Origin of the sequence: Pontivivens marinum (assembly GCF_900231835.1) — a bacterium.
In the GTDB taxonomy this organism is placed as follows: Bacteria; Pseudomonadota; Alphaproteobacteria; order Rhodobacterales; family Rhodobacteraceae; genus Pontivivens; species Pontivivens marinum.
In genome coordinates this window covers 161,818-184,659 of the sequence record NZ_OCTN01000001.1, presented here as the reverse complement: position 1 = coordinate 184,659, position 22,842 = coordinate 161,818, and the positions used below count along the sequence as shown (strand labels likewise).

At 59.4% G+C, this 22,842-nt stretch carries 29 protein-coding genes and 1 tRNA gene; 16 read left to right on the top strand and 14 right to left on the bottom strand.

The features are described from left to right. The first annotated feature begins 149 nt into the window (after nucleotides 1–149). The 3 genes from CR254_RS00910 to CR254_RS00900 all read left to right on the top strand — a co-directional run bounded on the left by CR254_RS00910 (nucleotide 150) and on the right by CR254_RS00900 (nucleotide 1,222). Nucleotides 150–641, top strand: coding sequence for a cold-shock protein (locus CR254_RS00910; protein ID WP_097927928.1), 492 nt, complete (start codon nucleotides 150–152; stop codon nucleotides 639–641). After that, the gene (locus CR254_RS00905) at nucleotides 610–1,101 is read left to right on the top strand and encodes a DUF192 domain-containing protein (protein ID WP_097927927.1); all 492 of its coding nucleotides are present in this window, start codon (nucleotides 610–612) and stop codon (nucleotides 1,099–1,101) included. Before CR254_RS00910 ends, CR254_RS00905 begins: the two co-directional genes overlap by 32 nt. 44 nt (nucleotides 1,102–1,145) lie before the next feature. Further along, a tRNA-Pro gene (locus tag CR254_RS00900) sits at nucleotides 1,146–1,222 on the top strand. Between the two features lie 266 nt (nucleotides 1,223–1,488). Here the strand turns inward: CR254_RS00900 and CR254_RS00895 are convergent. After that, the gene (locus tag CR254_RS00895; RefSeq protein WP_097927926.1) at nucleotides 1,489–1,695 is read right to left on the bottom strand and encodes a cold-shock protein; all 207 of its coding nucleotides are present in this window, start codon (nucleotides 1,693–1,695) and stop codon (nucleotides 1,489–1,491) included. 186 nt (nucleotides 1,696–1,881) lie between these two features. Next, complete coding sequence (locus CR254_RS00890; protein ID WP_245851335.1) at nucleotides 1,882–2,871, bottom strand: GlxA family transcriptional regulator; 990 nt, start codon at nucleotides 2,869–2,871, stop codon at nucleotides 1,882–1,884. A 279-nt stretch (nucleotides 2,872–3,150) separates the two neighbouring features. Here CR254_RS00890 and CR254_RS00885 point away from each other — a divergent pair, with 279 nt between their 5' ends. Both CR254_RS00885 and serB read left to right on the top strand, forming a co-directional pair. Next, nucleotides 3,151–4,518 carry a class II 3-deoxy-7-phosphoheptulonate synthase gene (locus CR254_RS00885; protein WP_097927924.1) on the top strand — a complete coding sequence of 456 codons (1,368 nt, stop codon included), beginning with the start codon at nucleotides 3,151–3,153 and terminating at the stop codon, nucleotides 4,516–4,518. A 63-nt stretch (nucleotides 4,519–4,581) separates the two neighbouring features. Further along, a complete protein-coding gene (gene serB, locus CR254_RS00880; RefSeq protein ID WP_097927923.1) occupies nucleotides 4,582–5,433 on the top strand; it encodes a phosphoserine phosphatase SerB in 852 nt (283 codons plus the stop codon). On the opposite strand, the gene CR254_RS00875 is transcribed toward serB, so the two are convergent. Continuing rightward, a complete protein-coding gene (locus tag CR254_RS00875; protein ID WP_097927922.1) occupies nucleotides 5,430–6,071 on the bottom strand; it encodes a PAS domain-containing protein in 642 nt (213 codons plus the stop codon). The two genes, serB and CR254_RS00875, sit on opposite strands and share 4 nt — an antisense overlap. Before the next feature lie 126 nt (nucleotides 6,072–6,197). Here CR254_RS00875 and CR254_RS00870 point away from each other — a divergent pair, with 126 nt between their 5' ends. The 4 genes from CR254_RS00870 to CR254_RS00855 are packed head-to-tail and all read left to right on the top strand — an operon-like array spanning nucleotide 6,198 to nucleotide 8,900. Further along, on the top strand, nucleotides 6,198–7,070 hold the full coding sequence (locus CR254_RS00870) for a YicC/YloC family endoribonuclease (RefSeq protein WP_245851334.1): 873 nt from the start codon (nucleotides 6,198–6,200) through the stop codon (nucleotides 7,068–7,070). A gap of 28 nt (nucleotides 7,071–7,098) precedes the next feature. Continuing rightward, entirely contained in the window at nucleotides 7,099–7,737 is a 639-nt protein-coding gene (gmk, locus tag CR254_RS00865) for a guanylate kinase (protein ID WP_180955891.1), read from the top strand. Further along, nucleotides 7,737–8,261, top strand: coding sequence for a gamma carbonic anhydrase family protein (locus tag CR254_RS00860; RefSeq protein ID WP_097927921.1), 525 nt, complete (start codon nucleotides 7,737–7,739; stop codon nucleotides 8,259–8,261). Before gmk ends, CR254_RS00860 begins: the two co-directional genes overlap by 1 nt. A gap of 3 nt (nucleotides 8,262–8,264) precedes the next feature. Continuing rightward, on the top strand, nucleotides 8,265–8,900 hold the full coding sequence (locus CR254_RS00855; RefSeq protein ID WP_097927920.1) for an SOS response-associated peptidase: 636 nt from the start codon (nucleotides 8,265–8,267) through the stop codon (nucleotides 8,898–8,900). Here CR254_RS00855 and CR254_RS00850 read toward each other — a convergent pair. Both CR254_RS00850 and CR254_RS00845 read right to left on the bottom strand, forming a co-directional pair. Next, the gene (locus CR254_RS00850; protein WP_097927919.1) at nucleotides 8,881–9,534 is read right to left on the bottom strand and encodes a hypothetical protein; all 654 of its coding nucleotides are present in this window, start codon (nucleotides 9,532–9,534) and stop codon (nucleotides 8,881–8,883) included. The genes CR254_RS00855 and CR254_RS00850 overlap by 20 nt on opposite strands. A gap of 1 nt (nucleotide 9,535) precedes the next feature. Continuing rightward, nucleotides 9,536–9,814, bottom strand: a complete 279-nt coding sequence (locus CR254_RS00845) for a DUF3572 domain-containing protein (protein WP_097927918.1) — start codon at nucleotides 9,812–9,814, stop codon at nucleotides 9,536–9,538. 234 nt (nucleotides 9,815–10,048) lie between these two features. Here CR254_RS00845 and CR254_RS00840 point away from each other — a divergent pair, with 234 nt between their 5' ends. Continuing rightward, the gene (locus CR254_RS00840; protein ID WP_097927917.1) at nucleotides 10,049–11,437 is read left to right on the top strand and encodes a diguanylate cyclase; all 1,389 of its coding nucleotides are present in this window, start codon (nucleotides 10,049–10,051) and stop codon (nucleotides 11,435–11,437) included. On the opposite strand, the gene CR254_RS00835 is transcribed toward CR254_RS00840, so the two are convergent. From CR254_RS00835 to CR254_RS00820, 4 genes are all read right to left on the bottom strand, one after another. Continuing rightward, complete coding sequence (locus tag CR254_RS00835) at nucleotides 11,438–11,980, bottom strand: periplasmic heavy metal sensor (protein WP_097927916.1); 543 nt, start codon at nucleotides 11,978–11,980, stop codon at nucleotides 11,438–11,440. Then, a complete protein-coding gene (locus CR254_RS00830; protein ID WP_097927915.1) occupies nucleotides 11,977–12,366 on the bottom strand; it encodes a hypothetical protein in 390 nt (129 codons plus the stop codon). The genes CR254_RS00835 and CR254_RS00830 overlap by 4 nt, the downstream gene beginning before the upstream one ends. After that, nucleotides 12,363–12,938 carry a sigma-70 family RNA polymerase sigma factor gene (locus CR254_RS00825; protein ID WP_097927914.1) on the bottom strand — a complete coding sequence of 192 codons (576 nt, stop codon included), beginning with the start codon at nucleotides 12,936–12,938 and terminating at the stop codon, nucleotides 12,363–12,365. Before CR254_RS00825 ends, CR254_RS00830 begins: the two co-directional genes overlap by 4 nt. Before the next feature lie 76 nt (nucleotides 12,939–13,014). Continuing rightward, nucleotides 13,015–13,503, bottom strand: coding sequence for an EF-hand domain-containing protein (locus CR254_RS00820; RefSeq protein WP_180955843.1), 489 nt, complete (start codon nucleotides 13,501–13,503; stop codon nucleotides 13,015–13,017). Nucleotides 13,504–13,708: 205 nt separating this feature from the next. On the opposite strand from CR254_RS00820, the gene CR254_RS00815 reads away from it, so the two are divergent. The 3 genes from CR254_RS00815 to rpmG all read left to right on the top strand — a co-directional run bounded on the left by CR254_RS00815 (nucleotide 13,709) and on the right by rpmG (nucleotide 15,120). Continuing rightward, nucleotides 13,709–14,116, top strand: coding sequence for a DUF983 domain-containing protein (locus tag CR254_RS00815; protein WP_097927912.1), 408 nt, complete (start codon nucleotides 13,709–13,711; stop codon nucleotides 14,114–14,116). A gap of 65 nt (nucleotides 14,117–14,181) precedes the next feature. Then, nucleotides 14,182–14,847: an NUDIX hydrolase gene (locus CR254_RS00810; RefSeq protein WP_097927911.1), complete on the top strand. Its 666-nt coding sequence runs from the start codon at nucleotides 14,182–14,184 to the stop codon at nucleotides 14,845–14,847. 105 nt (nucleotides 14,848–14,952) lie between these two features. After that, nucleotides 14,953–15,120: a 50S ribosomal protein L33 gene (gene rpmG, locus CR254_RS00805; RefSeq protein ID WP_097927910.1), complete on the top strand. Its 168-nt coding sequence runs from the start codon at nucleotides 14,953–14,955 to the stop codon at nucleotides 15,118–15,120. 180 nt (nucleotides 15,121–15,300) lie between these two features. On the opposite strand, the gene CR254_RS00800 is transcribed toward rpmG, so the two are convergent. The 3 genes from CR254_RS00800 to CR254_RS00790 form a co-directional block, all read right to left on the bottom strand. After that, nucleotides 15,301–16,086 (bottom strand): Bax inhibitor-1/YccA family protein, encoded by a 786-nt coding sequence (locus CR254_RS00800; protein ID WP_097927909.1) that lies wholly within the window; start codon nucleotides 16,084–16,086, stop codon nucleotides 15,301–15,303. A gap of 95 nt (nucleotides 16,087–16,181) precedes the next feature. Further along, nucleotides 16,182–18,695, bottom strand: a complete 2,514-nt coding sequence (locus tag CR254_RS00795; protein WP_097927908.1) for an ABC transporter permease — start codon at nucleotides 18,693–18,695, stop codon at nucleotides 16,182–16,184. Nucleotides 18,696–18,723: 28 nt separating this feature from the next. Continuing rightward, a complete protein-coding gene (locus CR254_RS00790) occupies nucleotides 18,724–19,413 on the bottom strand; it encodes an ABC transporter ATP-binding protein (protein ID WP_097927907.1) in 690 nt (229 codons plus the stop codon). A gap of 88 nt (nucleotides 19,414–19,501) precedes the next feature. Here CR254_RS00790 and CR254_RS00785 point away from each other — a divergent pair, with 88 nt between their 5' ends. Both CR254_RS00785 and thpR read left to right on the top strand, forming a co-directional pair. Further along, nucleotides 19,502–20,110, top strand: a complete 609-nt coding sequence (locus CR254_RS00785; RefSeq protein WP_245851331.1) for an arylesterase — start codon at nucleotides 19,502–19,504, stop codon at nucleotides 20,108–20,110. Then, nucleotides 20,110–20,643, top strand: coding sequence for an RNA 2',3'-cyclic phosphodiesterase (thpR, locus tag CR254_RS00780; protein ID WP_097927905.1), 534 nt, complete (start codon nucleotides 20,110–20,112; stop codon nucleotides 20,641–20,643). Before CR254_RS00785 ends, thpR begins: the two co-directional genes overlap by 1 nt. Nucleotide 20,644: 1 nt before the next feature. Here thpR and CR254_RS18340 read toward each other — a convergent pair whose 3' ends face one another. Continuing rightward, nucleotides 20,645–20,824, bottom strand: a complete 180-nt coding sequence (locus CR254_RS18340; protein WP_425440243.1) for a DUF1127 domain-containing protein — start codon at nucleotides 20,822–20,824, stop codon at nucleotides 20,645–20,647. A gap of 130 nt (nucleotides 20,825–20,954) precedes the next feature. On the opposite strand from CR254_RS18340, the gene CR254_RS00770 reads away from it, so the two are divergent. Further along, a complete protein-coding gene (locus CR254_RS00770; RefSeq protein ID WP_097927903.1) occupies nucleotides 20,955–21,827 on the top strand; it encodes a LysR family transcriptional regulator in 873 nt (290 codons plus the stop codon). 23 nt (nucleotides 21,828–21,850) lie between these two features. On the opposite strand, the gene CR254_RS00765 is transcribed toward CR254_RS00770, so the two are convergent. Beyond that, nucleotides 21,851–22,810, bottom strand: a complete 960-nt coding sequence (locus CR254_RS00765; protein WP_097927902.1) for an NADPH:quinone oxidoreductase family protein — start codon at nucleotides 22,808–22,810, stop codon at nucleotides 21,851–21,853. Nucleotides 22,811–22,842: the final 32 nt, after the last annotated feature.

Here is a 22,842-nt window from a genome sequence, read left to right as displayed (position 1 = left end):
TATCCTTTTTAGGTTCCGGAGGGGGAGCGGTCCACCACGATCGCAAATTTACCGGTTCCGAGACCCGTACAATGTGGGCCGGATTTATGGTATAATCTCATTCTGCGCGGAAACGCTGCGCGTAATGGGCAATAAAAAATGGTATCTTGATGATAACGGGACAGGTGAAGTGGTACGATACCACACGCGGATTTGGCTTCTTGGTAACCGAGGACGGTGCCGGTGATGTGATGATCCACGCCAGCGTGCTAAAGGCGGCAGGCCTGCGTGATCTGGTCGAGGGCATTGCCATCACGGTTGAGGTCGAAGAAACCGACCGTGGTCGTCAGGCCAGCGCCGTGATCGAGGCAGCACAGGCCGCAGCCGAGGAGGGCGCCTCCACTGAAGTGTTGGAAAGCATTCCCGGCACGGACGAGGTGGAATACGTTGCCGCACGGGTGAAATGGTTTGACCGCGTCAAAGGTTTTGGATTTCTAAACGTATTTGGCGATGACGAGGATGTCTTCGTTCACATGGAAACATTGCGTCGTTGCGGAATCGCCGATCTTCAATCGAACGAGGCCGTTGCGGCGCATATAGGGGACGGCCCACGTGGCCGTATGGTGCTATATGTTCGCGACTGGGGCAGCGTTATTTCGTAAGTCCATTACGCTAATTGCCTTCTTGGCAGCGGTTCCGGCCGCTGCTGAACAATGCCGCGAGGATCGGGTCGATATCCGACAGGGCGGCATTCAGGTTTCCATCAATGTGGAAATCGCTGACGATGCACAGGAGCGCGCGCGCGGCCTGATGTTTGTCGAGCATATGCCGCAGCTGGACGGAATGCTGTTCGTTTATCAGGACAGTCCACGTCGGCGCAGCTTCTGGATGCGGAATACACTGATCCCGTTAGACATGCTGTTCATCGCGGCGGATGGCACAGTGCGCGACATTCACTCCAATGCGGTTCCTCTGGATGAAACCGGCATCCCATCTGCGACCGATGACATCGTTGCAGTGCTGGAAGTGAACGGCGGTTTATCCGAAATGCTGGGTTTGGAACCGGGTGCACAGGTCCGTCATCCAGTTTTTTCAAATGAAGCGGCCTGGACGTGCGATTGACCCTTTTCATCCCCGCAAACATTCGGTAATCCCTCTCTCACGGTCGGGGTGTGGCGCAGCCTGGTAGCGCACCTGTTTTGGGTACAGGGGGTCGTGAGTTCGAATCTCGCCGCCCCGACCAGTTAAGAGCTAAATTAGCTGATTTAGTTCAAGTGGATGGGCGCCTTCGGGCGCCCTTTCCATTTGTAGATTCTTTCATCCGAAATCGATGTTGATGGGCGTCTGTGCGCGCCTGCATATTTGCCTGCTGGCCGAGGTATTATGCCCCTCATGGCAGGGCGTTGTTTTGGGGTGCCGACGAATCGCGTTCCATGCCTCCAAACGCAAAACGGCGGCCAGTTTCCTGACCGCCGTTCGTATCTTTAGTAGCCGGAAGCTGTAATCAGCTTACTCGACGGACAGCGAGCCTGCGCTCTGCTTGCCATCACGGCCGGTTTCCAGCTCGTAGGAGATCTTCTGGTTCTCGTCGAGGCCGGACAGGCCAGCGCGCTCAACTGCGGAAATGTGAACGAAAACGTCCTTGCCGCCGTCAGAAGGTTGAATGAAGCCGAAGCCTTTAGTGGAGTTGAACCATTTCACGGTGCCGTTAGCCATCCGAGTATTCCTCATAGTGTGGCCCACACGACATGTGTGGGCATTAGCGCAATGCAATCCCAGAACGAAGTACCGCGGCTGCTATGAGTCGAAGAGTTCGGAGTAGATAACCTTACATCCCACCACCTAGGGCCGCTGGGTGTGGAAAGCAAGAACTATCATATGGCATTTTTGCGAATGACCCTCTCAATTTAGGGTTGTAGTTCGCGAATCGCCTTCTTGTGTACCGCGTTCCCGGTAGGGGGTGGTAGAGAAGTGTGCCCGGTAACATTTGGAGAAATGTGACGGGGATGTAAAGCCACAGGCGAGCGCGACGTTGATAACGGTCATATCCGTTTGCATCAGCAGGTTTTTCGCCTTTTGCAGGCGCAGCTCCATATAATACCGCTTGGGAGATCGGTTGAGGTATCGACGAAACAGGCGTTCGAGCTGCCGTGTGCTCATCCCGACTTCGGCTGCTAATATTGAGGGGCTGACGGGCTCCTCGATATTATCCTCCATCATACGGATGACATTGGCCAACTTTGGATGCCGCACGCCGATGCGTGTTGGAATCGACAGGCGCTGCTCCTCACGATCGGTGCGAATAGTGGTGTAGATCATCTGATCCGCCACGCGATTGGCTAATTCCTGCCCGTGCTGGTCCGAGATGAGCTTGAGCATCAAATCGGCAGATGCTGATCCACCCGCAGATGAATAGCGATTGCCGTCGATGGTGTAGATCGCTTGGCTCAGATCAATTTCGGGGAATTCCTCGACGAAGCTGTCGCGGTTATCCCAGTGGATCGTACAGCGCTTGTTATCCAGTAGACCCGCTCGCGCCATTATATAGGTGGCGTTGCACAGCCCGCCGATCACGATGCCGCGCCGTGCCTCGCGCCGCAGATATTGCAGTAGCGGCTTGGTGGTTGCGGTCTTGACGTCAATGCCCGAACAGATCATCAGGACGTCGTTGCGCCCGATCTCCTCCAGCCCCATATCAACCAGAGTGCGTTGCCCGTTCGAGCATTCGGCGTATTGCCCGCCCTCAGCGCATAGGCGCCAGCGATACAGCTCCTCACCCATCGCCCAATTGGCCAAACGCAGCGGTTCAACCGCGCATGCATAGGAGAGTAGGGAGTAATTTTCGGTCAAAAGGAAGACGAAGGTCTGCGGCGTGGTTTGCGTATATGCCATCTTGGTCCGTCTCCCCATGCTGATCGTGCCAGTTCGTCGCAATCAATGGGGGGCGTCAAGCGTCTGAAAGCGACCTGTGCCTGTCGCATGTGCATCTAAGGTGCATTTCATGGTGCGTAAAAAGTTTCGCCGCGCAGTAAAGTTGCGCATTTCGCTTGGTTTTCGGGCAACGACTTTCGTAAAACCTGATCAAAGGGGCTCAAGCTGGCTGGTCAGTTGCCAAAACCCCATGTTAGACAGGCCTCCCTAATTTTATTTCCACTACAGGAGTGACGTAAGATGTCCCCGACCTGGACCAAAGCCGGATGGCGCACAAAGTCGCGCATCCAGATGCCCGATTACCTCAACGCGGAGGCGCTGGCCTCTGTTGAGGGCCGCCTCGCATCCTATCCGCCGCTGGTCTTTGCCGGTGAGGCGCGTGCGTTGCGTAAAAAGCTTGCCGATGTGGCCGAGGGACGTGCGTTCCTGCTGCAAGGTGGTGATTGTGCTGAGAGTTTCGGCGAGTTTTCCGCTGACAACATCCGCGACACCTACCGTGTGCTGCTGCAAATGGCGATGGTTCTGACCTTCGGCGCGAAGCTGCCTGTCGTGAAGGTCAGCCGCATGGCTGGTCAGTTCGCCAAGCCGCGTTCCTCCGGCACCGAAATCAAGAACGGTGTGGAGCTGCCCAGCTACCGCGGTGACATCATCAACGATATCGAGTTCACGCCAGAGGCGCGTATCCCGAATCCTGATCGTATGTTGCAGGCCTACACGCAGTCGGCGGCGACGCTGAACCTGCTGCGCGCCTTCTCGCAGGGTGGTTTCGCGGATATGCACCGTGTGCACGAATGGACGCTGGGGTTCGCGGATGCGGCCGCGACCACGTCTTACCGTGATCTTGCCAACCGGATTTCCGAGAGCCTCGCCTTTATGGAGGCTGCGGGCATCAATTCGGGCAACACAGATGCGCTTGGCCGTGTCGATTTCTACACCTCGCATGAGGCATTGCTGCTGGAATACGAGGAGGCGCTGGCGCGCGTTGATTCGACCACAGGGCAGGTTGTTGCCGGTTCCGGCCACATGATCTGGATCGGCGACCGTACCCGTCAGCCAGACGGCGCGCATATCGAGTTCTGCCGTGGTGTTATCAACCCGATTGGCCTGAAATGTGGTCCTTCGTTGCAGCCGGATGAACTGATCGACCTGATTGACCGTCTGAACCCGAATAACGAGGCGGGTCGCCTGACCCTGATCGCACGTTTCGGCGCCGGTAAAGTTGGCGATCACCTGCCTGCGCTGATCCGCGCGGTGGAGCGTGAGGGCCGCAAGGTTGTCTGGTCCTGCGATCCAATGCACGGCAACACGATCAAGTCGGATTCGGGCTATAAGACCCGTCCGTTCGAGAGTGTTCTGGGCGAGGTTCAGGAATTCTTCGAGATCCACAAGGCCGAGGGCACCTATGCTGGCGGTGTGCATTTCGAGATGACCGGTCAGGACGTGACCGAATGTACCGGCGGCGTGCGCGCCGTAACGGATGAGGATCTGTCGGATCGTTACCACACGGCCTGCGATCCACGTCTGAATGCGAGCCAGGCTCTGGAACTGGCATTCCTCGTCGCGGAGGAGCTGGAGAAGGCCCCTCTGGCACATCGCGCAGCGGTTTAATCCACCGTCACGAATGTCCGTCCGGCCTGTAATCACGGGCCGGACGTCGCACATGGAGAGATCATGTCCCATTTTGCTGTCCTGACCGCCGCGACCGGAATTTCCGATGCGCAGGTCACTGAAGTTTTATCTGCATTGGATCAGGCGGGCGCACCGCATCGGCTTGCCGGTACTGCGGTGGAGATACCGTGTGTGTCACTGGGTGCTGCGCTGGCCCCCGATGGATGCGATCTGAACCTTGTCCCCGCACAGGGGCGTGAGAAGCAAATGCTGATCGCGGATATGGACAGCACGATGATTCCCGTCGAATGCATCGACGAGCTAGCGGATTTCGCTGGGGTAAAGGACCGCGTTGCCGACATTACGGAGCGTGCAATGCAGGGCGAACTGGATTTCGAGGCCGCTCTGCGTGAGCGTGTCGGTCTGGTCGCTGGTCTGCACCGGTCCGCACTAGATCAGTGCTACGATGAACGCATTGCATTGAACCCCGGTGCGCGGGTGCTGGTGCGCACTATGGCGCAGCGTGGTGCGCAAACGGCGCTGGTTTCCGGTGGGTTTACCTACTTCACCAGTCGCGTTGCACAGGCGGCGGGCTTTGCCATCAACCGAGCGAACACGTTGTTGTTCGAGGATGACAAGCTGACCGGCGATGTAACCGATCCGATTCTAGGGCGTCAGGCAAAGCTCGATTCGCTCAATGAACTGGCGGCCGCTGGCGGATTCGGCGCGGATGCCGTGATTGCCGTGGGCGATGGTGCGAATGATCTGGCCATGGTAGCCGCGGCGGGCCTAGGCGTTGCGTATAAGGCAAAGCAGGCACTGCGCGATGGTGCTGATGCCGTGCTGGATCATTCCGATCTGACAGCATTACTGGCACTGCAAGGCATCTCCGAGGGGCAGTGGGCGCAGGACTAACCGCGCGAACTGACAATCCGCAAATGATCGCGGCTTAGGGGCTGTCGCGTCGGCCGTGTGACAGTGCCGGTTTGGGGAACGCTGCGGATATGCGGCCCCTCAAACGGGGTCTGTTCCTCGGCAAAGCCTGCGGGTTCCATGCTGCTAGCGGGTTCGCCCAGCGTGTTGACGCTGGCTGAACTGATCCCGATGTCCAAATTCACCTCGAATTGCGGCGCATCCATCACGATGCAGCCCAAAACGCGGGTGACTGTTCCGAAATCATCGCAGAGCGGGCGCAGCATCATGCCGCCCTCATAAACAGCGCCGCTTTCGGATGTTGCGTTGATTGTGATGTCGATCACGGCAGGGTTGCGCACGACCTCATTTAACAAACTATCAGCGTGCCGTTGGTCAGGGGGCATAAATATGGCGCGTGCGGGCATTCCACGCGGCTCCATCCCCATCATGTCGCATAGCCGCGTTCCCGCCAGACGAATGCGCAACGGACCATCCTGCGAGGTTTCGAGAATGAACATATGTTCCAGCGCAGCACCGAACCGGTTGGGGTTTAAATCGGACCGACGCGGGGCGACGCGGTGACCGCGCAGTTCATCCCAATATGTTGAAAGATCGTTTAAGATGACCTGTCGATCCATGTCTACCTGCCTTGCCACGTCATGCGCCCACGGTTACGGGAACGCTGAATGAGTGATAACATTTTAATGGCATTTTAGACGAAGTTTTCATTCTAAAGGTTAACGGCCGGTAAACGGGGGCAAAATATGCAGTCTATGACAGGGTTCGCGCGCATTGATGGCGCGGCTGACGGGATGAGTTGGGCGTGGGAGGCGCGCAGCGTCAATTCACGCGGGCTGGACCTGCGATTGCGGCTGCCCGATGCGGCGGATGCGTTGGAGGCTGAATTGCGCAAGGCGGTTCCGGCGCGGATTGCACGCGGCTCTGTCACGATCTCGCTGCGCTATACGCGCCTGCCCGGATCGAGCGCGAGTATTGTGAATGCGGATGCACTGGCCGCCGCCTTGGCCGCGATTGCAGAGGTGGAATCAGCCGCGCAATCCGCCGGTGCGCCGCTGACCTCGCCCAATGCGACACAGATTCTGACCCTGCGCGGCGTGATGGACGGCGCGGATGTGGGCTATGCGTGGCTGGAAACCGCCCGTGCAGGGATTCCGGCGCTGGTTGAGGCCCTGTCCGCGAGTCGGGGTGAGGAGGGTGCGAAGCTGCGCGATATCCTGACCGCATCCCTTACCCAAGTCGAAACATTGGCCTTGCGTGCCAGCGACAGCGCCGCCGCCCGTGCCGCGCGTGCTGGTGAGACGCTGCGCACGCGCCTGAACGCGCTGATGGCCGCGCCGGTGGATGAGGGGCGCTTGGAGCAGGAGCTGGCCCTGATGGCCGTTAAGGCCGACGTGACCGAGGAACTGGATCGCCTGAACGCCCACATCGCCACTGGGCGCGAATTGCTGGCCGCCAGCGGTCCCATCGGGCGCAAGTTTGATTTCCTGATGCAGGAGTTCAACCGTGAGGCAAATACCCTCGCCTCCAAATCCAACGATGTGGCACTGACCTGCATAGCGCTTGATTTGAAGGTCATAATAGACCAGATGCGCGAGCAGGTTCAGAATGTCGAGTGAGGTTGCCATGACCGCAGAACGCCCAGAAATCAGTCGTCGCGGGATGCTGGTCATCCTGTCATCCCCATCCGGCGCAGGCAAATCAACGCTGTCGCGTCGTTTGCTGGTGGATGATCCACAAATCTCGTTTTCCGTTTCCGCCACCACACGTCCGCCGCGTGAGGGTGAGGTTGATGGCCGCGAGTACTTCTTCCGCGACCGGCCTGAATTCGAGCGGATGGTGGATGAAGGCGAGATGCTGGAACATGCCGAGGTTTTCGGCAATTTATACGGCACGCCCATCGGTCCGGTCCGCAAATCCTGCGCGCAGGGTCGTGATGTCCTGTTTGATGTCGATTGGCAGGGTGGTCAGCAAATCCGCAACTCCGAAATGGGGCGCGATGCGATCTCGATCTTCATTCTGCCGCCCTCGATCGAGGAGCTGGAGCGCCGCCTGCATGCCCGTGCACAGGATGCCACCGACGTGATTGAGCGCCGCATGGGCGAAGCACGGCGCGAGATGAGCCACTGGGCCGAATATCGCTACATCCTCATCAACGACGATTTGGATACGTGCTATGCTGAGCTGCGCGCAATCCTGACAGCCGAGCGTTTGCGCCGCGATCGTCGCCCTGACATTGCCGCGCGTGCGCGGATCATGTCCGGTGAAATCAAGGAGATCATCTGATGCCGCTCTATTCCCTCGATGGTGTAACGCCGAGCTGTGACGCGGATGCATGGGTCGCACCCGGTGCGCATGTTATCGGCAACGTGCATTTATCGGCGGGTGTCGGCATCTGGTTCAACTGCACCCTGCGCGGCGATAATGAGCTGTTGACCGTCGGCGAAAATTCCAACGTTCAGGAGAGCTGCGTCTTTCATTCCGACCCCGGCTTTCCGCTGACCATCGGCGCGGGCTGCACTATCGGGCATAAGGCGATGCTGCACGGGTGTACCATCGGGGATAACAGCCTGATCGGCATGGGCGCGACGGTCCTGAACGGCGCAAAGATCGGACGCAATTGCCTGATCGGCGCTGGGGCGTTGATAACCGAGGGTAAGGTGATCCCCGACAACTCCCTCGTCATGGGCGCCCCCGGTAAGGTCGTGCGCCAGATCGACGAGGCGGGTGAGAAGATGTTGCAGGCCTCGGCCCTGCATTACGTCCGCAACATGCGCCGCTTTCGCGCGGGATTGGTTGATGTGAGCTAGGCGATGTGTGGTCGCTTTGCTGTCAGCCCAGCGGTGGTTGAAAATATTGCTGTTGTTGAAGTGGGCAATCCTGGTGCCCTGCAAATCGGTGCTGATATCCGTCCGACAACGGATATATCGGCAGTCGTGGCAACGGGGGCAGGGCGTATGCTGCACCCGATGCGCTGGGGCTTTGTGCCCGATTGGTATGCGGGGCCGAATGACGGGCCGCTGCTGATCAATGCGCGGGCGGAGACGATTGCAACAAAACCTGCCTTTCGCGCGGCATGTCGGCAGCGGCGGTGCCTGATCCCGACATCCGGCTTTTACGAATGGCAATCACTGGGACGGCAGGGCAAACGCCCCTACTGGCTGCAACCGGCCCATGGTGGGGCGGCGACCTTTGCCGGGATATGGCAGGACTGGCGGGGTGCGGACGGCGCGGTCCATCACAGTTGCGCCATTGTGACCTGCGCCGCATCCGAAGATTTGGCGCATATCCATCATCGCCTGCCGGTCATCATCGAACCATCCAACCATGCCCTGTGGTTGGGCGAGGCAGGGCGCGGTGCGGCCACGCTGATGCACGCACAGCCGCAGGGCTGGTGGCAGGCTGAACCGGATCGTGGCCCGCCTGTTTCTAGCCCAAGGCTGCTGTGATCCAACGCCGTCCCGCATCCCAATCCAGCGCAACCTCCTCCGCCGCGTCCGAACGGGGCAGCGCGGCGGCGGCATAATCACAGCCGATCAGTTGCAGTCGCCGGACATCTGGCGCGCCCTTGGCCGCGCTTTGCAATTGCACATCGCTATCATCGATAAACAGCGTTGGCCCGCTGGTGCGTGCGGATAGGGCGGCCAGTGCAGCCCCCTTACCGCCCGTATTCGTCACGACGGGGTAGGGAATGCTGTGGCCGAGCAGGTTTGCAATGCGCCCGTCCCGCGCCATATGCGGCAGATTGGTCAACACGACAATCTGCGCGCGTTCACTGGCGTATCGCAGGGTCTCGGCGGCGTTTTCAATGGCAACTTGCTGGTGCACCTCAGCCTCGAAAAACGCATCTATTAACGATAGGCCGGTGGTCAAATCAGCCACTTCGCCGTTCTGCATGTGGGTCAGCGCCAGATCCAGCCGGCGCGCAGTCGGGTTAAGCGCCCATGATTTCGAGGCACTGAAATCGCGAAAGTGTCTGAGGAAATAGACCAGAACCTCATCCGCATCGACCGCGATCAGCGGGGCATCCGCCACAATGTCGAGCGCCTGAAGCTGATCATGCGTGATATCGGATAGGGTCATGTCAGGTCCAATTGGGCAGATCGCCACCGGGCAACATCATGCGGGCGCGTTGGGGTGCGTCATAGGAGCGGTTCGTGCGGTCGCAAAATTCGATCAACGCGGCCTCATCCTGCAACAGGAAATCCACCAGAAACCCCAGGAAATCAGGATCAGTGGATCGTGTGCGCAGGTCGCCAATATCGGCGCCGGTCATGCCTAAAAAGGCCATCAGGCGTTCGTCATCCTGCGCCAGCCAGCCCAGAACCTCGGCTGCCAATGCCTCGGCCGCTGCTTTGTTCATGTGATGTACTCCTCTATGTCGCAGTCATAATCGGGTTACGTCGGCTTGCCCACCAAGATTCGAAAAAGCTAATGAACGACGTTCGATGCCTTTATGTGGTCAATTTGTAGCAATATTGGGCCAAAACGCGAAGTTCGATCGCAGTCTATGCCTAGCTTACGTATCTGGTATGCCGTATGTTCATGACTTGAGGGGACAACTGCTAGGCGTAAGTTTGTTTGTCACGGAGTACACATGTCAGGCCGTATCCTACTCGTAGATGATATCGAGGCGAACCGCGCCCTGATCCGTGCGAAGCTTGCCTCAGCCTATTACGATGTCCTTGCCGCTGACACGGCTGATCAGGCCAGGAAAATTGTGCGGGATGAGCAGCCCTCGGTCGTGCTGATCAACGTGACAATGTCCACCCTCGACGCATTTGAGTTGTGCCACGATCTGAAATCCGATCCCGAGACGGTGCTAACCCCGGTCATCATGATCACTTCGGTTGATGATGCGGAGGATCGGCTGCGCGCCCTTGCCGTTGGCGCAGATGATTTTCTGGTCAAACCAATCCACGATCTGGCCCTGTTTGCACGGGTGCGCAATCTGATGCGGATGAAGTTCATCACGGATGAGCTGCAATTGCGGTCCGAGGCAACGCATGAACTGGGGTTAAGGGCAGGGCCGACGGGCATCGATGATGTCGTGTTAACACCGGCCCATTCGGTTCTGATCGCTGCGCCCAATGCGGAATACGGGGCTGCTTGGGTTAAGACGATACGCGATAAACTGGCTGTGCAGGTGGATTTCGCAACGACCGAGCAGCAAGTTGAGGCGCGGATAGAGGTGGACGTGCCGGATGCCTTTGTCGTGCATCAATCACTGGCGGAGTCAGGTGACGGTCTGCGCCTGATTTCAACAATTGCCCGCCGACTTACAACACGCCACTCGGCGCTGCTATTCCTTGCCGCAGATACGGATATGCGCAATGCGGCCAAGGCATTGGATCTGGGCGCGTGGGACTACGCATTGCCGCCCCATGATGAGACAGAGCTGACGGTGCGCCTGCGGTCCCAGTTGCGGCGTAAGCTCTATTCCGACCGGTTGCGCACCAATTTGCGGGATGGCCTGCGGATGGCGGTGATTGACCCGCTGACGGGGCTGTATAATCGACGCTATGCCGACCATCACATGGCGAACATGGTTTCCCATGCGCGGGCTGAGGGCAGCGATCTGGCCGTTCTGGTCATCGACTTGGATCGGTTCAAGCTGATTAATGACAGCTTTGGCCACGATGCCGGGGATGAGGTGCTGCAACAGGTCGCACGGCGTTTGCAGGAGCATGTGCGCGGCGTTGATGTCGTGGTGCGGTTGGGGGGCGAGGAGTTCTGCATCGCCCTACCCGGAACAGGGCGTGAGGGCGCGCGTCAGGTGGCGGAACGCATTCGCGGCGCCATTGCCGATATCCCGTTTGATCTGAAGCAGCGTGACGCGATCAATTGTACGGCCAGTATCGGTATCGCAGTGTCTAGGGGCGGCGGATGCGGGGTCGAGCAATTGCTGCGACTGGCCGATCGCGCCCTTTACGCGGCCAAGGATAATGGCCGCGATCGGATCACCTGCGCGTGGGAGGCAGCGTGACTACTCGCGCGGCGGTCGCTCGCTGTCAGGTCTAGGGCGTGTGCCATCGGCGTTATGGCTATCTGGGCCACCACGGTCGCTGTCGCCGCGACTTGAACGCGACTCCTCACGTAGCGCATTCAGGAAATCGACGCGCTGCTGCTGTGTCATTGCCTCCAATGCATCCAGTAATGCGCTCTGCGCGGAGGCACGTAGCGTTGAATCAGCATCCATTCGTTGGTTAAACATCGCCTCCACAAGCTCACGATCCATCGGGTCTGAACGGATAGCGGTCGCAAAGGTACGGCTGTTGTTCAACTGACGGATGCGTGCGGATTGCGGGTCGGGGACGGAGTTGCGCATAGCTTCACGTATCTGGTCGCGCCCTTCCTCGGGCAAGGCGGAGATAGCGGCGCGCAGATCGGGCGTCACGGCAATCCGAACGGGGGATTTGTCGCCACGCAGGAATGCACCGGCAACAACGCCGACGATGACAAAGTTCAGGCCTAGCGACAGGATGAGGGCAATGGTGATTGCCCGACGCTTTTTAGGTGCGGTGCTCATGCTCCATCCTCTGTGAGTAGATAACTAACGTCATCGCCAATGTCGCCAACGTCATAGGTGCGCACGCTTTGTCCTGCCAGCAACTCCGTGCCAGCCATCAGGGGCAGATCACCCAGACCCGCATAGCCTATCAAAATACCGCCAAGCGCACAGGTGGTCAGCGAGGCAATGCCGGGCATTCCACCGGGCACCTGATCGGCAATAACATCGCGAATGCGCGACCAGAGTGAGGGGCGCAGAACAGGCGGCGGCGCGGGGATCGGTGTCAACTCTGCCGCGTCACCCAAAATACGGGCCATCAATGCAGCATCGGGTTCAGGACGCGCGGTGCGGGCGGCGGCAAACATGTCGTCGAGCATCGGATCCAAGGAGGTCGGGTCGGTCATGTCAACGGCTCCAGATCTGTTCGGTTACTTGCCAGCATGGCGGCCAACGCCCTGCGGCCACGCGAGAGCAGGCTTTCGACCGCCTCAACGCTGGTCTCTAGTATTGCGGCAATGTCGGGGTTCGCCAGTTCTTCGATATGTCGCAAGGTGATGGCGAGTCGCTGCCGTTCAGGCAGGCGTTCAATCGCGTCGTGCAGGAGTTGGGCGCGCTGTGCGGCCTCGATCTGCTGTGGTGCGGTGGGCGCGGGATCAGCTGGTGCGTTTGTTTCGTCCAGCGGTTCCGTTCCGCCGCGACGGGCGCGCAGGCGGTCGATGCACAGGTTGGATACGACGCGGTACAGCCACGTGCTAAGCTTGGCGCGATCAGCTTGCCAGTCTGGGGCGATTTTAAACATTTTTACCATCGCTTCCTGCGTTACATCCTGTGCCTCTGCGGCATCGCTTAGCATTCGGGTGGCCACGGACAGCGCGCGTGGCGCATGGCGTGCGGCCAGCATGCGTGCGGCGGATTGATCGCCACCAGCATATTTGGCCAACAGGGCCGCATCCGTATCTTCCGCGTATTCGGGCATTAAGGCTCCGCGCCAAAATTTGGGTTTCCGGTTCGCAACGTTCCAGCCGCGAACCGGTTTGTCTAGTCAGACGGCATTAGTCGTCCGAGTTGTGGCGGTGGCCGCGCTCGTGATCCTTGCGATCACCACCGCGACGGTGGTCGCCTGCTTCTTCCAGCTCCTCGGCGCTGATGGACCCGTTGCCGTCTGCATCCAGACGCTCAAACATGTCACCACCGCGGCGGGGGGATTGCAGTTCTTCCTGGCTCAATACGCCGTCATCATTGGCATCGGCACGCTCAAGCATTTCGGCTGCGCGGTTATCGCGGCGGGCCTGCTCACGCGCTTCACCCGCGGCTTGCAGTTCAGATGCGTCTACGCTGCCATTGCCGTCAGTGTCGATACGGGCGAACTGTGCTGCGCGATGCGCGTCAAGTTCAGGCGCAGTAATCTCGCCGTCGCCATTTGTATCAACGGCAGAGAAATCAAAACCACGGCCACGATCCTGCGCTGAAACAGCAGTTGTTCCTGCCAGAAGTGCCAGAAGAACGGTTGCGCCGATTGTTTTTTTAAAGGTAGGTGTCATGCAAATTGTCCATCTATTAAAATTTATCGCCTGCGAACGTGGCCTCTTGCCGTCGTTCTGCATCTGATACGGTGTGGGTTGGTGCATTCCGTCGCTGGTTACATGAAAAAAGATTTGACGTAGCGTCGGGTATGAGGTCGCGACATCCCGACGCGGGGCGCAGTGTTTAGATGCAAAGCCTGAAAACTTGGAGTATCGACGCCATATGACCGAGACTCAAAACATATCAGTTGCGCAGGAGGGTGAGCGTGAGCTCAAGCCGGCCCTGCGTCGTGGCTGGAAACAGCGTTGCCCGAAATGCGGCTCTGGCCCGATCTTTGATGGATATCTGAAGGTCCGCCACGATTGCCCTGTCTGCAATCAGGCGCTGTACCATCAACGCGCGGATGATGGACCTGCATGGGCGACAATGTTGATCGCGGGGCACCTGATGGCGCCGCTGATGATCATTATGTTTGAGACATTCCGCCCCGACCCCTTGGTCATGATCGCAATCATCGTGATCCCGTTCGTTCTGCTGTGCCTATGGCTGCTGCCACGGATCAAGGGCGGGTTTATCGCCTTTCAGTGGGCAAAACGAATGCATGGTTTTGGTGGTGCAGGCGAGGAGTAATCCCGCCGCGCTGCTAGAATAGGCTGCCTATTGCTCGTCCGCGTTGGCGAGGTCATAGTCCGCGGATGAACGAGATCCCAATCCGCGATGCGGCCACCATCATCTTGCTGCGTAAATCCCCCGCCGGTCCCATGGTTTTAATGGGCCAGCGCGGGTCAAAGGCAGTGTTTATGCCAAACAAGTTCGTGTTTCCGGGCGGGGCCTTAGACCCAGCCGATCACGCGAACCTGCCCCATGCGACGGAGCTGCCCGATGCGGTGCAGGCTCGGCTTAGCACCCACTCGGACCCCTCGCTTTCTGTGCCGCTGGCGCGCGCAGCGATTCGGGAATTGTTTGAGGAAACCGGTCAGGCACTGGGTCAAACCGGTGTGCCGGCTGGCGATGTTCCCGCCGATTGGCAGGCTTTTTACGATTTGGGACTGGCGCCGCATCTGGCCGGATTGGACTTTGTATTCCGTGCCGTGACCCCCGCGGGACGCCCGCGCCGCTTCGATGCCCGATTCTTTGTTGCCGATGCGGCGGATCTGGCCAGCGATCCTGATGACTTTTCTAGCGCCTGTGATGAATTATCCCACCTGCACTGGGTATCCCTGCCAGAGGCCCGCAAATTGGAGCTGCCATTCATAACCGAGGTTGTGCTGGCAGAAATCGACGCGCGGCTTGCAAATGGCCCCCGTCCGGTGCCGTTCTTTTCACATGATGGGGATCGGTCGCACTTCCGTATGCTCTGAACCCTTGACACCACTAGGGGAGGGTGTAGGAAACGGGTTCAAGATTTAGGCGGTTTATGCCGCTGCCAACTGTATGGGGCCGTGCCCCGTTTTAGGAGATGGATCATGGCGAAGCCAACGACGATCAAGATCCGCCTGAACTCCACCGCGGGAACGGGCCACTTTTACGTCACTAAGAAAAACAGCCGTACGATGACCGAAAAGATGTCGGTCAACAAGTACGACCCTGTTGTGCGCAAGCACGTTGAGTACAAGGAAGGCAAGATCAAGTGATCTTGCTATCCTGATGGCTCAGCCACAGGTTTTCGAAAGGGTCGCACCACGGTGCGGCCCTTTTGCGTTGGTGCTACGCTATAGGTGATTGGGTTAAGCGGCGCTTACAGCGGCTGTAGCGGCCCATAGAAAAAGGGCCGCAGGTTTCCCCACGGCCCTAAATTCATTCTGTCGGTGCGATTACTCGCGATTGCCGAACAGCGACAGCAGCATCATGAACATGTTGATGAAGTTCAGATACAGGCTCAGCGCGCCGAGGATGGCGGACTTGCCCAGCATTTCGCCAGCACCCGGATGCGTCGCGTACATGATGTACTCGCTCTTCAGGCGCTGCGTGTCATATGCAGTCAAACCTGCGAACACCAAGACACCGATGGCAGAGATACCAAAGGCCAGCGCCGAGGAGGCGAGGAAAATATTTACGACGGACGCGATCAGGATGCCGATCACACCCATGATCAGGAACGACCCCCAACCGCTGATGTCGCGCTGCGTTGTGTAGCCGTACAGCGACAGACCGGCAAAGGCGGCAGCCGTGATAAAGAATGTCTGCACGATGCTAGCGCCCGTGTAGATCAGGAAGATCGAGCTGATCGATGCGCCCATCACTGCTGCAAAGGCATAGAACGTCAGTTGCAGTACCGGTGCCGACATCTTGTTCACGCCAGCCGAAATGCCGAAGACAAAGGCCAGAGGCGCAAACATCAGAACCCACTTCAACGGGGATGCATACAGCGCATAACCCAGATCGGTCAGATAGGTTCCCTCACGAATCGCAGCGGTCGCGTTGCTGGGGTCAGACGTGACGGCGAGCATAGACAGCGCCCACGCGACCAGTCCGGTCATAACCAGACCCACGGACATAGTGCCGTAAATCTTGTTCATATGCGCGCGCAGACCTGCGTCGATTTCCGCCGTGCGCACACCAGCCCGGGTTTGCGGCTGGACGTAATCGGATTGTGCCATCAATGACTCCTATAAAACGAGTGGCCAGAAAATTCCGACCTATTCCATACTAATATCGGTGACGTTCGGTTGCGTTTCAAGACAAACCGCACCTGTCAGTCCCGTGATCGCAGAACGCGCGCAGGTCGTGCGGCCAATGGTGCCCACGCAAATGCCAATCCAGCCAGCAAACTGGCTAGTGCGCCGCCAATAACGATCATCAGGGCGGATGCGCCTTGGAACGCGAATTCTGCCTCCATCACAAAGGTCATCACCGCCCAACCCGCCAATGCGCCCCCTGCGATGGCCACACATCCGGCGGCTATGCCCAGGATTGCACTGCGCAGGGCGAAGCTCAATAAAATGCGCGCTCGTGTCGCACCTACGGTTTTCAGAACGGCTGCCTCGAACACACGGCGTCTGGTGCCGGCAGCCGCTGCCCCGATCAGCACAACGAATCCCGTCACCAGCGTTGCCGCTGCGCCATATGAGGTTGCTGCTGCCAATCCGCCCAATGCCTCACTAACGCGGGATATCGCATCGCGTACCCCGATTGCGGTGATGTTCGGAAAGGCGCGGGACAATAGCCGCAGCAACGGCCCCTCGGCTGCCTCATCCGCATATAGCGTGGCGATATGGGTATGGGGGGCACCGGCCAATGCGCCCTCGTTCATCATGATGACGAAGTTGATGCCCAGATTGCCAAATTCGATAGCGCGAAAATTCGCTATCTCGCCCTCAATATCACGGCCCAGCACGTTGATGGTTAGTTTGTCGCCAATGGACAGACCCAGTTCTGCGCCTTCCTCAGCAGCGAAGCTTATCAGGGGCGGGCCTGCGTAATCGTCGGGCCACCATGTGCCCTCGACGATTTGGGCATCCTCGGGCTGGGCGCCGGCATAGGTCACGCCACGATCACCGCGCAGAACCCAGTGCGGGCCTGCGACCTCACTGGCTGTCTGTCCGTTGATCTGTGTCAGGATGCCGCGCAGCATGGGGGCGGTGTCGATCCGCGTGACGCCTTCCTCGGCCTGCGCGGTCGCCAGAAATTCGGGCAATTGTGCGTTTTGAATGTCGAGGAAAAAGTAAGCCGGCGCGATTTCCGGTAGGTCCTGCGAGATAGCATTGCGGGTATTCGCCTCGATCTGCCCAACAGCGGCCAGCACCGTCAGGCCAAGGCCCAGCGATAGTATGACCGAGGATGTCTCACCCCCCGGCCCACCAACCGCGCCCAGTGCAAGGCGCAGCTCAGGACGGCCTCGCATAATGCGTGCACGGGCGAGGCTGCGCGCGCCGATCCGCACCAGCCACGCCATAACGGCAAGGATAGCCAGCGCCGCCAAAATACCGCCCGCAGCGCCTAGTGACAGTTTCCAGACGCCCGAAAACCATGTTGCCAGCCCAACCAAGCCCAAGGCCAGCACAGCGATGACAATCATATATGGCACGCGGGGCAGGGTGACGCCCGCACCGGCCACATCCCGAAACAGCCCCGCCGCACGAATGTCCTGCGCACGGGCCAAGGGCCAGATCACGAAAATAGCGGCGGTCAGCAATCCGTACAGGGCCGCCTCAATCAACGGACCGGGATAGACGGTAAACACGGCGGGAACCGGCAGTTGCGCCTCGATCACCGGCCCCAATGCCAGTGGGACCAAGGCTCCTAGGATCAGGCCAAGCGTGACGCCGATCACGCTCAAAATACCGACCTGAATGAAATAGATGGCGAAAATCACGCGCCCCTCAGCGCCCAAGGTTTTCAACGTGGCAATCGTGTCGATTTTTCGGTCCAGATAGGAACGTACCGCAGCACTGACCCCCAAACCACCAACGGCCAGGCCGGACAGCCCGACCAGCACCAGAAACGCGCCCAGCCGCTCCACAAAGCGCGCAACACCCGGCGCGCCATTGCGGCTGTCACGCCAGCGCAGGCCACTATCGGCAAAGCGGTCCTCGGCTGCGGTTTCCAGCGCGTTCAGGTCCGTGCCCTGCGCCAGTCGCAACCGGTATTCCGTCTCGAACAATGTGCCGGGGGTGATTAGACCGGATGCTTCCAGCCCCTGCATGGTCACGATTGTACGCGGCCCTAGGCCGAAACCTGCACCCGCGCTGTCCGGTTCACGTTGCAACAGGGCCCGCAGCTCGAATTCCTGCTCTCCCAATTGGAAAGTATCACCAACCGTGATGTCCAGCCGCGCGGCAAGCACTGGCTGCATGACCGCGCCAGGCAGATCACGCATTTCCAACGCCTCAGCAATGTACATGGCCGGTTCCAGAATCACGGAGCCGTAGAGCGGGTACAGGTCATCCACGCCGCGCACTTGGGTCAGACCGCGTTCGTCGCCCACCACGGCCATCGAGCGGAAATCGACTGTCTCACTAACATCTAGCGCGATCTGATCCAGCCATGCGCGTTCCTCGTCCGAGGCAAAGCGATAGGTGAATTCCGCCTGCGCATCACCGCCCAGCAGGGCTGCGCCCTCCTGCGTTAGGCCCGCCTCGATCCCTGATCGCACCGACCCAACCGCCGCAATCGCCGCTACGCCAAGCGCGAGGCAGGTCAGGAAGATGTAAAACCCGCGTAGCCCGCCACGCAATTCCCGACGGGCAATCCGCCATGCGACGCTCATGCTGTGTGTCCAATTAAACGAAAGCAGTTCATTCCGCCGCCTCCGCCATTGTGTCCAGGCGCCCGTCGCGCAATCTGATCTGCCTGTCGCAGCGTGCCGCCAATTCGGGTGCGTGGGTTACCAGCACCAATGTCGCGCCGTGCCGATCACGCAGGCCGAACAGAACATCCATAATCGCCTCACCCGTTGGGCCGTCTAGATTGCCCGTCGGCTCATCCGCCAGCAGGATCGCGGGGCGTGGGGCGCTGGCACGGGCAAGCGCGACGCGCTGTTGTTCACCACCGGACATTTGTGCGGGGTAATGATCCAGTCGATGTTCCAGCCCGACGGCGCGCAGCTCATCCTCCGCCCGCTCAAACGCATTCTTGATCCCCGCCAGCTCCAGCGGAGTTGCAACGTTTTCCAAAGCTGTCATCGTCGGGATCAGGTGGAAGGATTGGAACACGACCCCCATATGTTTCAAACGGAAGCGCGCCAGCGCGTCCTCACCCAATGCGGTCAGATCGTGGCCCAATGCAGAAACAGTACCGCCCGTGGCGCGCTCTAACCCGCCCATGAGCATGAGGAGAGAAGATTTGCCAGACCCGCTCGGCCCGATCAGCCCGACTGTTTCGCCCGCTATCACGTCGATATCTATGCCGTGCAGGATATCAACCCGCCCAGCGTTTCCATCAAGCGCGAGACGCGCACCTCTCAGCGAGAGTACGGGGTCGGTCATCGTGCGGCTCCTGTCAGGTGTCGGCGCGGGGTCTATGGCTCGATATGTGGTGTCTGCGCGGATGCGCAATGCAACAATAGCAGTTTTAATGGCCTGCGGGATCACTACTGCGGCAAGTGCGGACACGATCACCGTCGCCGCGCTGGGCGACAGCTTGACGCAGGGCTACGGTTTGCCACCGCAGGACGGTTTGGTTCCGCAAATGCAGACATGGCTGGATCAGCAGGGTGAAGATGTGTCGCTGCTAAATGCCGGCGTTTCGGGGGATACAACGGCGGGCGGTCTGGCGCGTATCGACTGGACGCTATCGCCAGATGTGGATGCGCTGATCGTTGCGCTGGGGGGCAACGACGTGCTGCGCGGGATTGATCCGGCCAACTCCCTCGCGAATCTGGACGGGATCATGGCGCGCGCTGCTGCCGCCGATATCCCTGTGCTGCTGATCGGGATGCAGGCGCCGGGGAATTTCGGACCGGATTACAAGCAAAGCTTCGACGCCATATATCCTGACCTTGCCCAGCAATATGACGCCCTGCTGGTCGATGATTTCTTTGCGGGGATCGGCGTTAGCGACCTTAGCGCGGCGCGTGATCTGATGCAGGCCGACGGCATTCACCCGAATGCACAGGGCGTGGCGCAAATCGTTGCCGCGCTGGGGCCGCGGGTTCAGGAGCTGATCGCGGTGGCGGGGGAATAATGCGACTGTTTGCGGCGATCCCGCTCAATGATGAGGCTACGGACGCGCTGGACCTGATCGCGGAAACCATTCCCGTAGGCGACCCAACGCCCGAGGATCATTGGCACATCACCCTCGCTTTCGCGCAGGACGTGGAGGAGGAGGTCGCCGAGGAATTCGCGCTGAACATCGCACAGATCACCGTGCCGCGATTTGACTGGTCGATCAGCGGCTTCGGGGCATTCGGTGGGGATAGGCTGCGCCAGATCCACGCATTGGTTGCGCCGGATACTGCCCTGCTGGATGTGCATAAACGGGTGCGGCGTGCCGCGCGTGATGCGGGGTTAGAACTGCCCCATAAACGCTTCGTTCCGCACATCACGCTGTCTCGGCTGCGTGGTGCGCCGATGGACATGCGTGGTGCGGATTGGTTGGCCAAATATTCAACGCGAACATTGGGCCCATTTACGGCTGATGCCGTGGTGCTGTTCGAATCTGAGCTGTACCGCAATGCTCCGCGTTACAGCCCCATCATCACATGCCGGTTGGTCTAGTTCAGGCCCAGAAAGGCTTGGAGCATTCGTGGTGTACGTCGGCGCGGCTCAGGCCTAGATCGTCGAGCATTTTGTCGTCGAGACGCGAAAGGTGCACGCGCGAACGGCTGCATTCGTACCAGCTGACGAGGCGAGCAAACAGAGAGAGCGAGCGGGCTGCGCGGGGCAGGGTAGCGGTCATATACATCGTATGTTCCATTCAGGGGTTTGATCGTTTCGGGCGATCCCATTTCGTTCGATGATTGATTTAGGGTGCCGCATCGCCTAACACAAACGAATGAATGTGAAGTGACCCATCACGGAGATTGATGATGCCCCGGAATATAGACATGACTGCGCTACGCTCCTTTGTGACAGTTGCTGAATGTGGTGGCGTGACCCGTGCCGCGGGGCAATTACATCTGACGCAATCCGCAGTTTCGATGCAAATCAAGCGGTTAGAGGAGGCGTTGGGCCAATCCCTGTTAGACCGTTCCGGCCGTGGCGTTGCCCTGACCGCCCATGGTGAACAGTTGCTGGGCTATGGCCGACGCATGTTGCGGCTGAATGATGAGGTGTGGAGCCGGATGACTCATCACACTTACGAGGGTGAAATCGTGTTTGGTGTGCCGCATGACATCGTTTACCCGCATGTTCCCATGATTCTTCAACGCTTTGCCGTCGATTTTCCGCGGGTGAAGGTGCAGTTGATCTCATCCTATACACGCGGGCTAAAGGCACAGATGGCACGGGGTGAGGTTGATATCATCCTGACGACTGAGGCGGAGGTCGATGCCGGTGGCGAAACCTTGGCCAATCACACGCTGGACTGGGTGGGCGCGCCAAACGGTCAGGCGTGGAAGCAACGCCCCCTGCGCTTGGCATTCGAGTATGCCTGCATTTTCCGCGCTGGTGTTCAGTCCGCGCTGGATCGTGAGGATATCCCGTGGGAAATGGCGGTTGAGAGCGATTCGACCCGCACGGTTGAGGCATCGGTCAGTGCCGACCTAGCCATCCACGCCGTCGTGTCAGGTTCCACCCCACCCTATATGGAAACGATCCGCCACGCGGGGTCGCTGCCGCAATTGCCGCAGATTAATATCAATATGTATGTGGCCCCGGGCGCAAATGCCGACCTCGCGGCCAAGCTGGCCCGATCAGTGCGCGCAGCCTATGGCGCACCGGCGGCGCTCGCGGCGGAATAGGGCCCGCCGCGATTCAGGGGGGGCTAGATTTTCACCACAACCTTGCCTGTCGCCTTGCGCGTGATCAGCAGGTCTAGTGCCTGCGTCGCCTGCTCCAGCGGCAATTCATGGCTGACATGGGGCTTTAGCTTGCCCGCCAGATACCAGTTGAACAGCGTTTGGCCGCTGTTCATCAGGACTTCCGGTTTGAAGTTCGAATAAGCGCCCCAATACACGCCCAGCACGGTCAGGTTTTTCACCAGCAGGATATTCGCCGGAATTTGCGGAATATCGCCCGAGGCAAAGCCCAGCGGGATCAGCCGTGCCTCTGGATTACAGGCGCGCATGGCCTGTTTGAACAGATCGCCACCCACTGGGTCGTAAACGACGTCGGCGCCACCCAGCGCCTTAACCTGTTCGCGCAAATCACCATCATCGCTGTCGATCAGGTGGTCGGCACCGGCCTGCCGCGCGATCTCCAACTTTGCCGCACCACGGGCGCAGGCGATGACATTTGCGCCCATCAGCTTACCGATCTCGATCGCCGTCAGGCCAACACCGCCCGCCGCGCCTAGCACCAACAGGTTTTCACCCGCTTGCAGGCGTGCACGGTGGTCCAGCGCCACATGACTGGTGCCGTATACGATGGTGAAGGCAGCGGCGTGGGCATCGCTCATCCCATCGGGTACGGGGATGCAGGTGCGCGCATCAGCCAGTGCAACCTCGGCAAAGCCACCGGACCCGATCAGGGCCGAAACCCGCATTCCGACCTGTAGGTGCTTCACCCCCTCACCCACGGCGCGAATACGTCCGCAAATTTCCGCACCGGGTGCGAAGGGCAGGTCGGGTTTTTCCTGATATTTGCCGTGGACGATCAGCGTATCTGCAAAATTGACGCCACAGACCGCCACATCTATCGAAACTTGCTTGGGCCCCGGCTGCGGGATTTCCACCTCATCCATCTGCATTGGCTGGCCGAGTTCGTGGACGCGCATCGCTCTCATCGGTAATCTCCCCTGATATTTTTGAGTGAGGA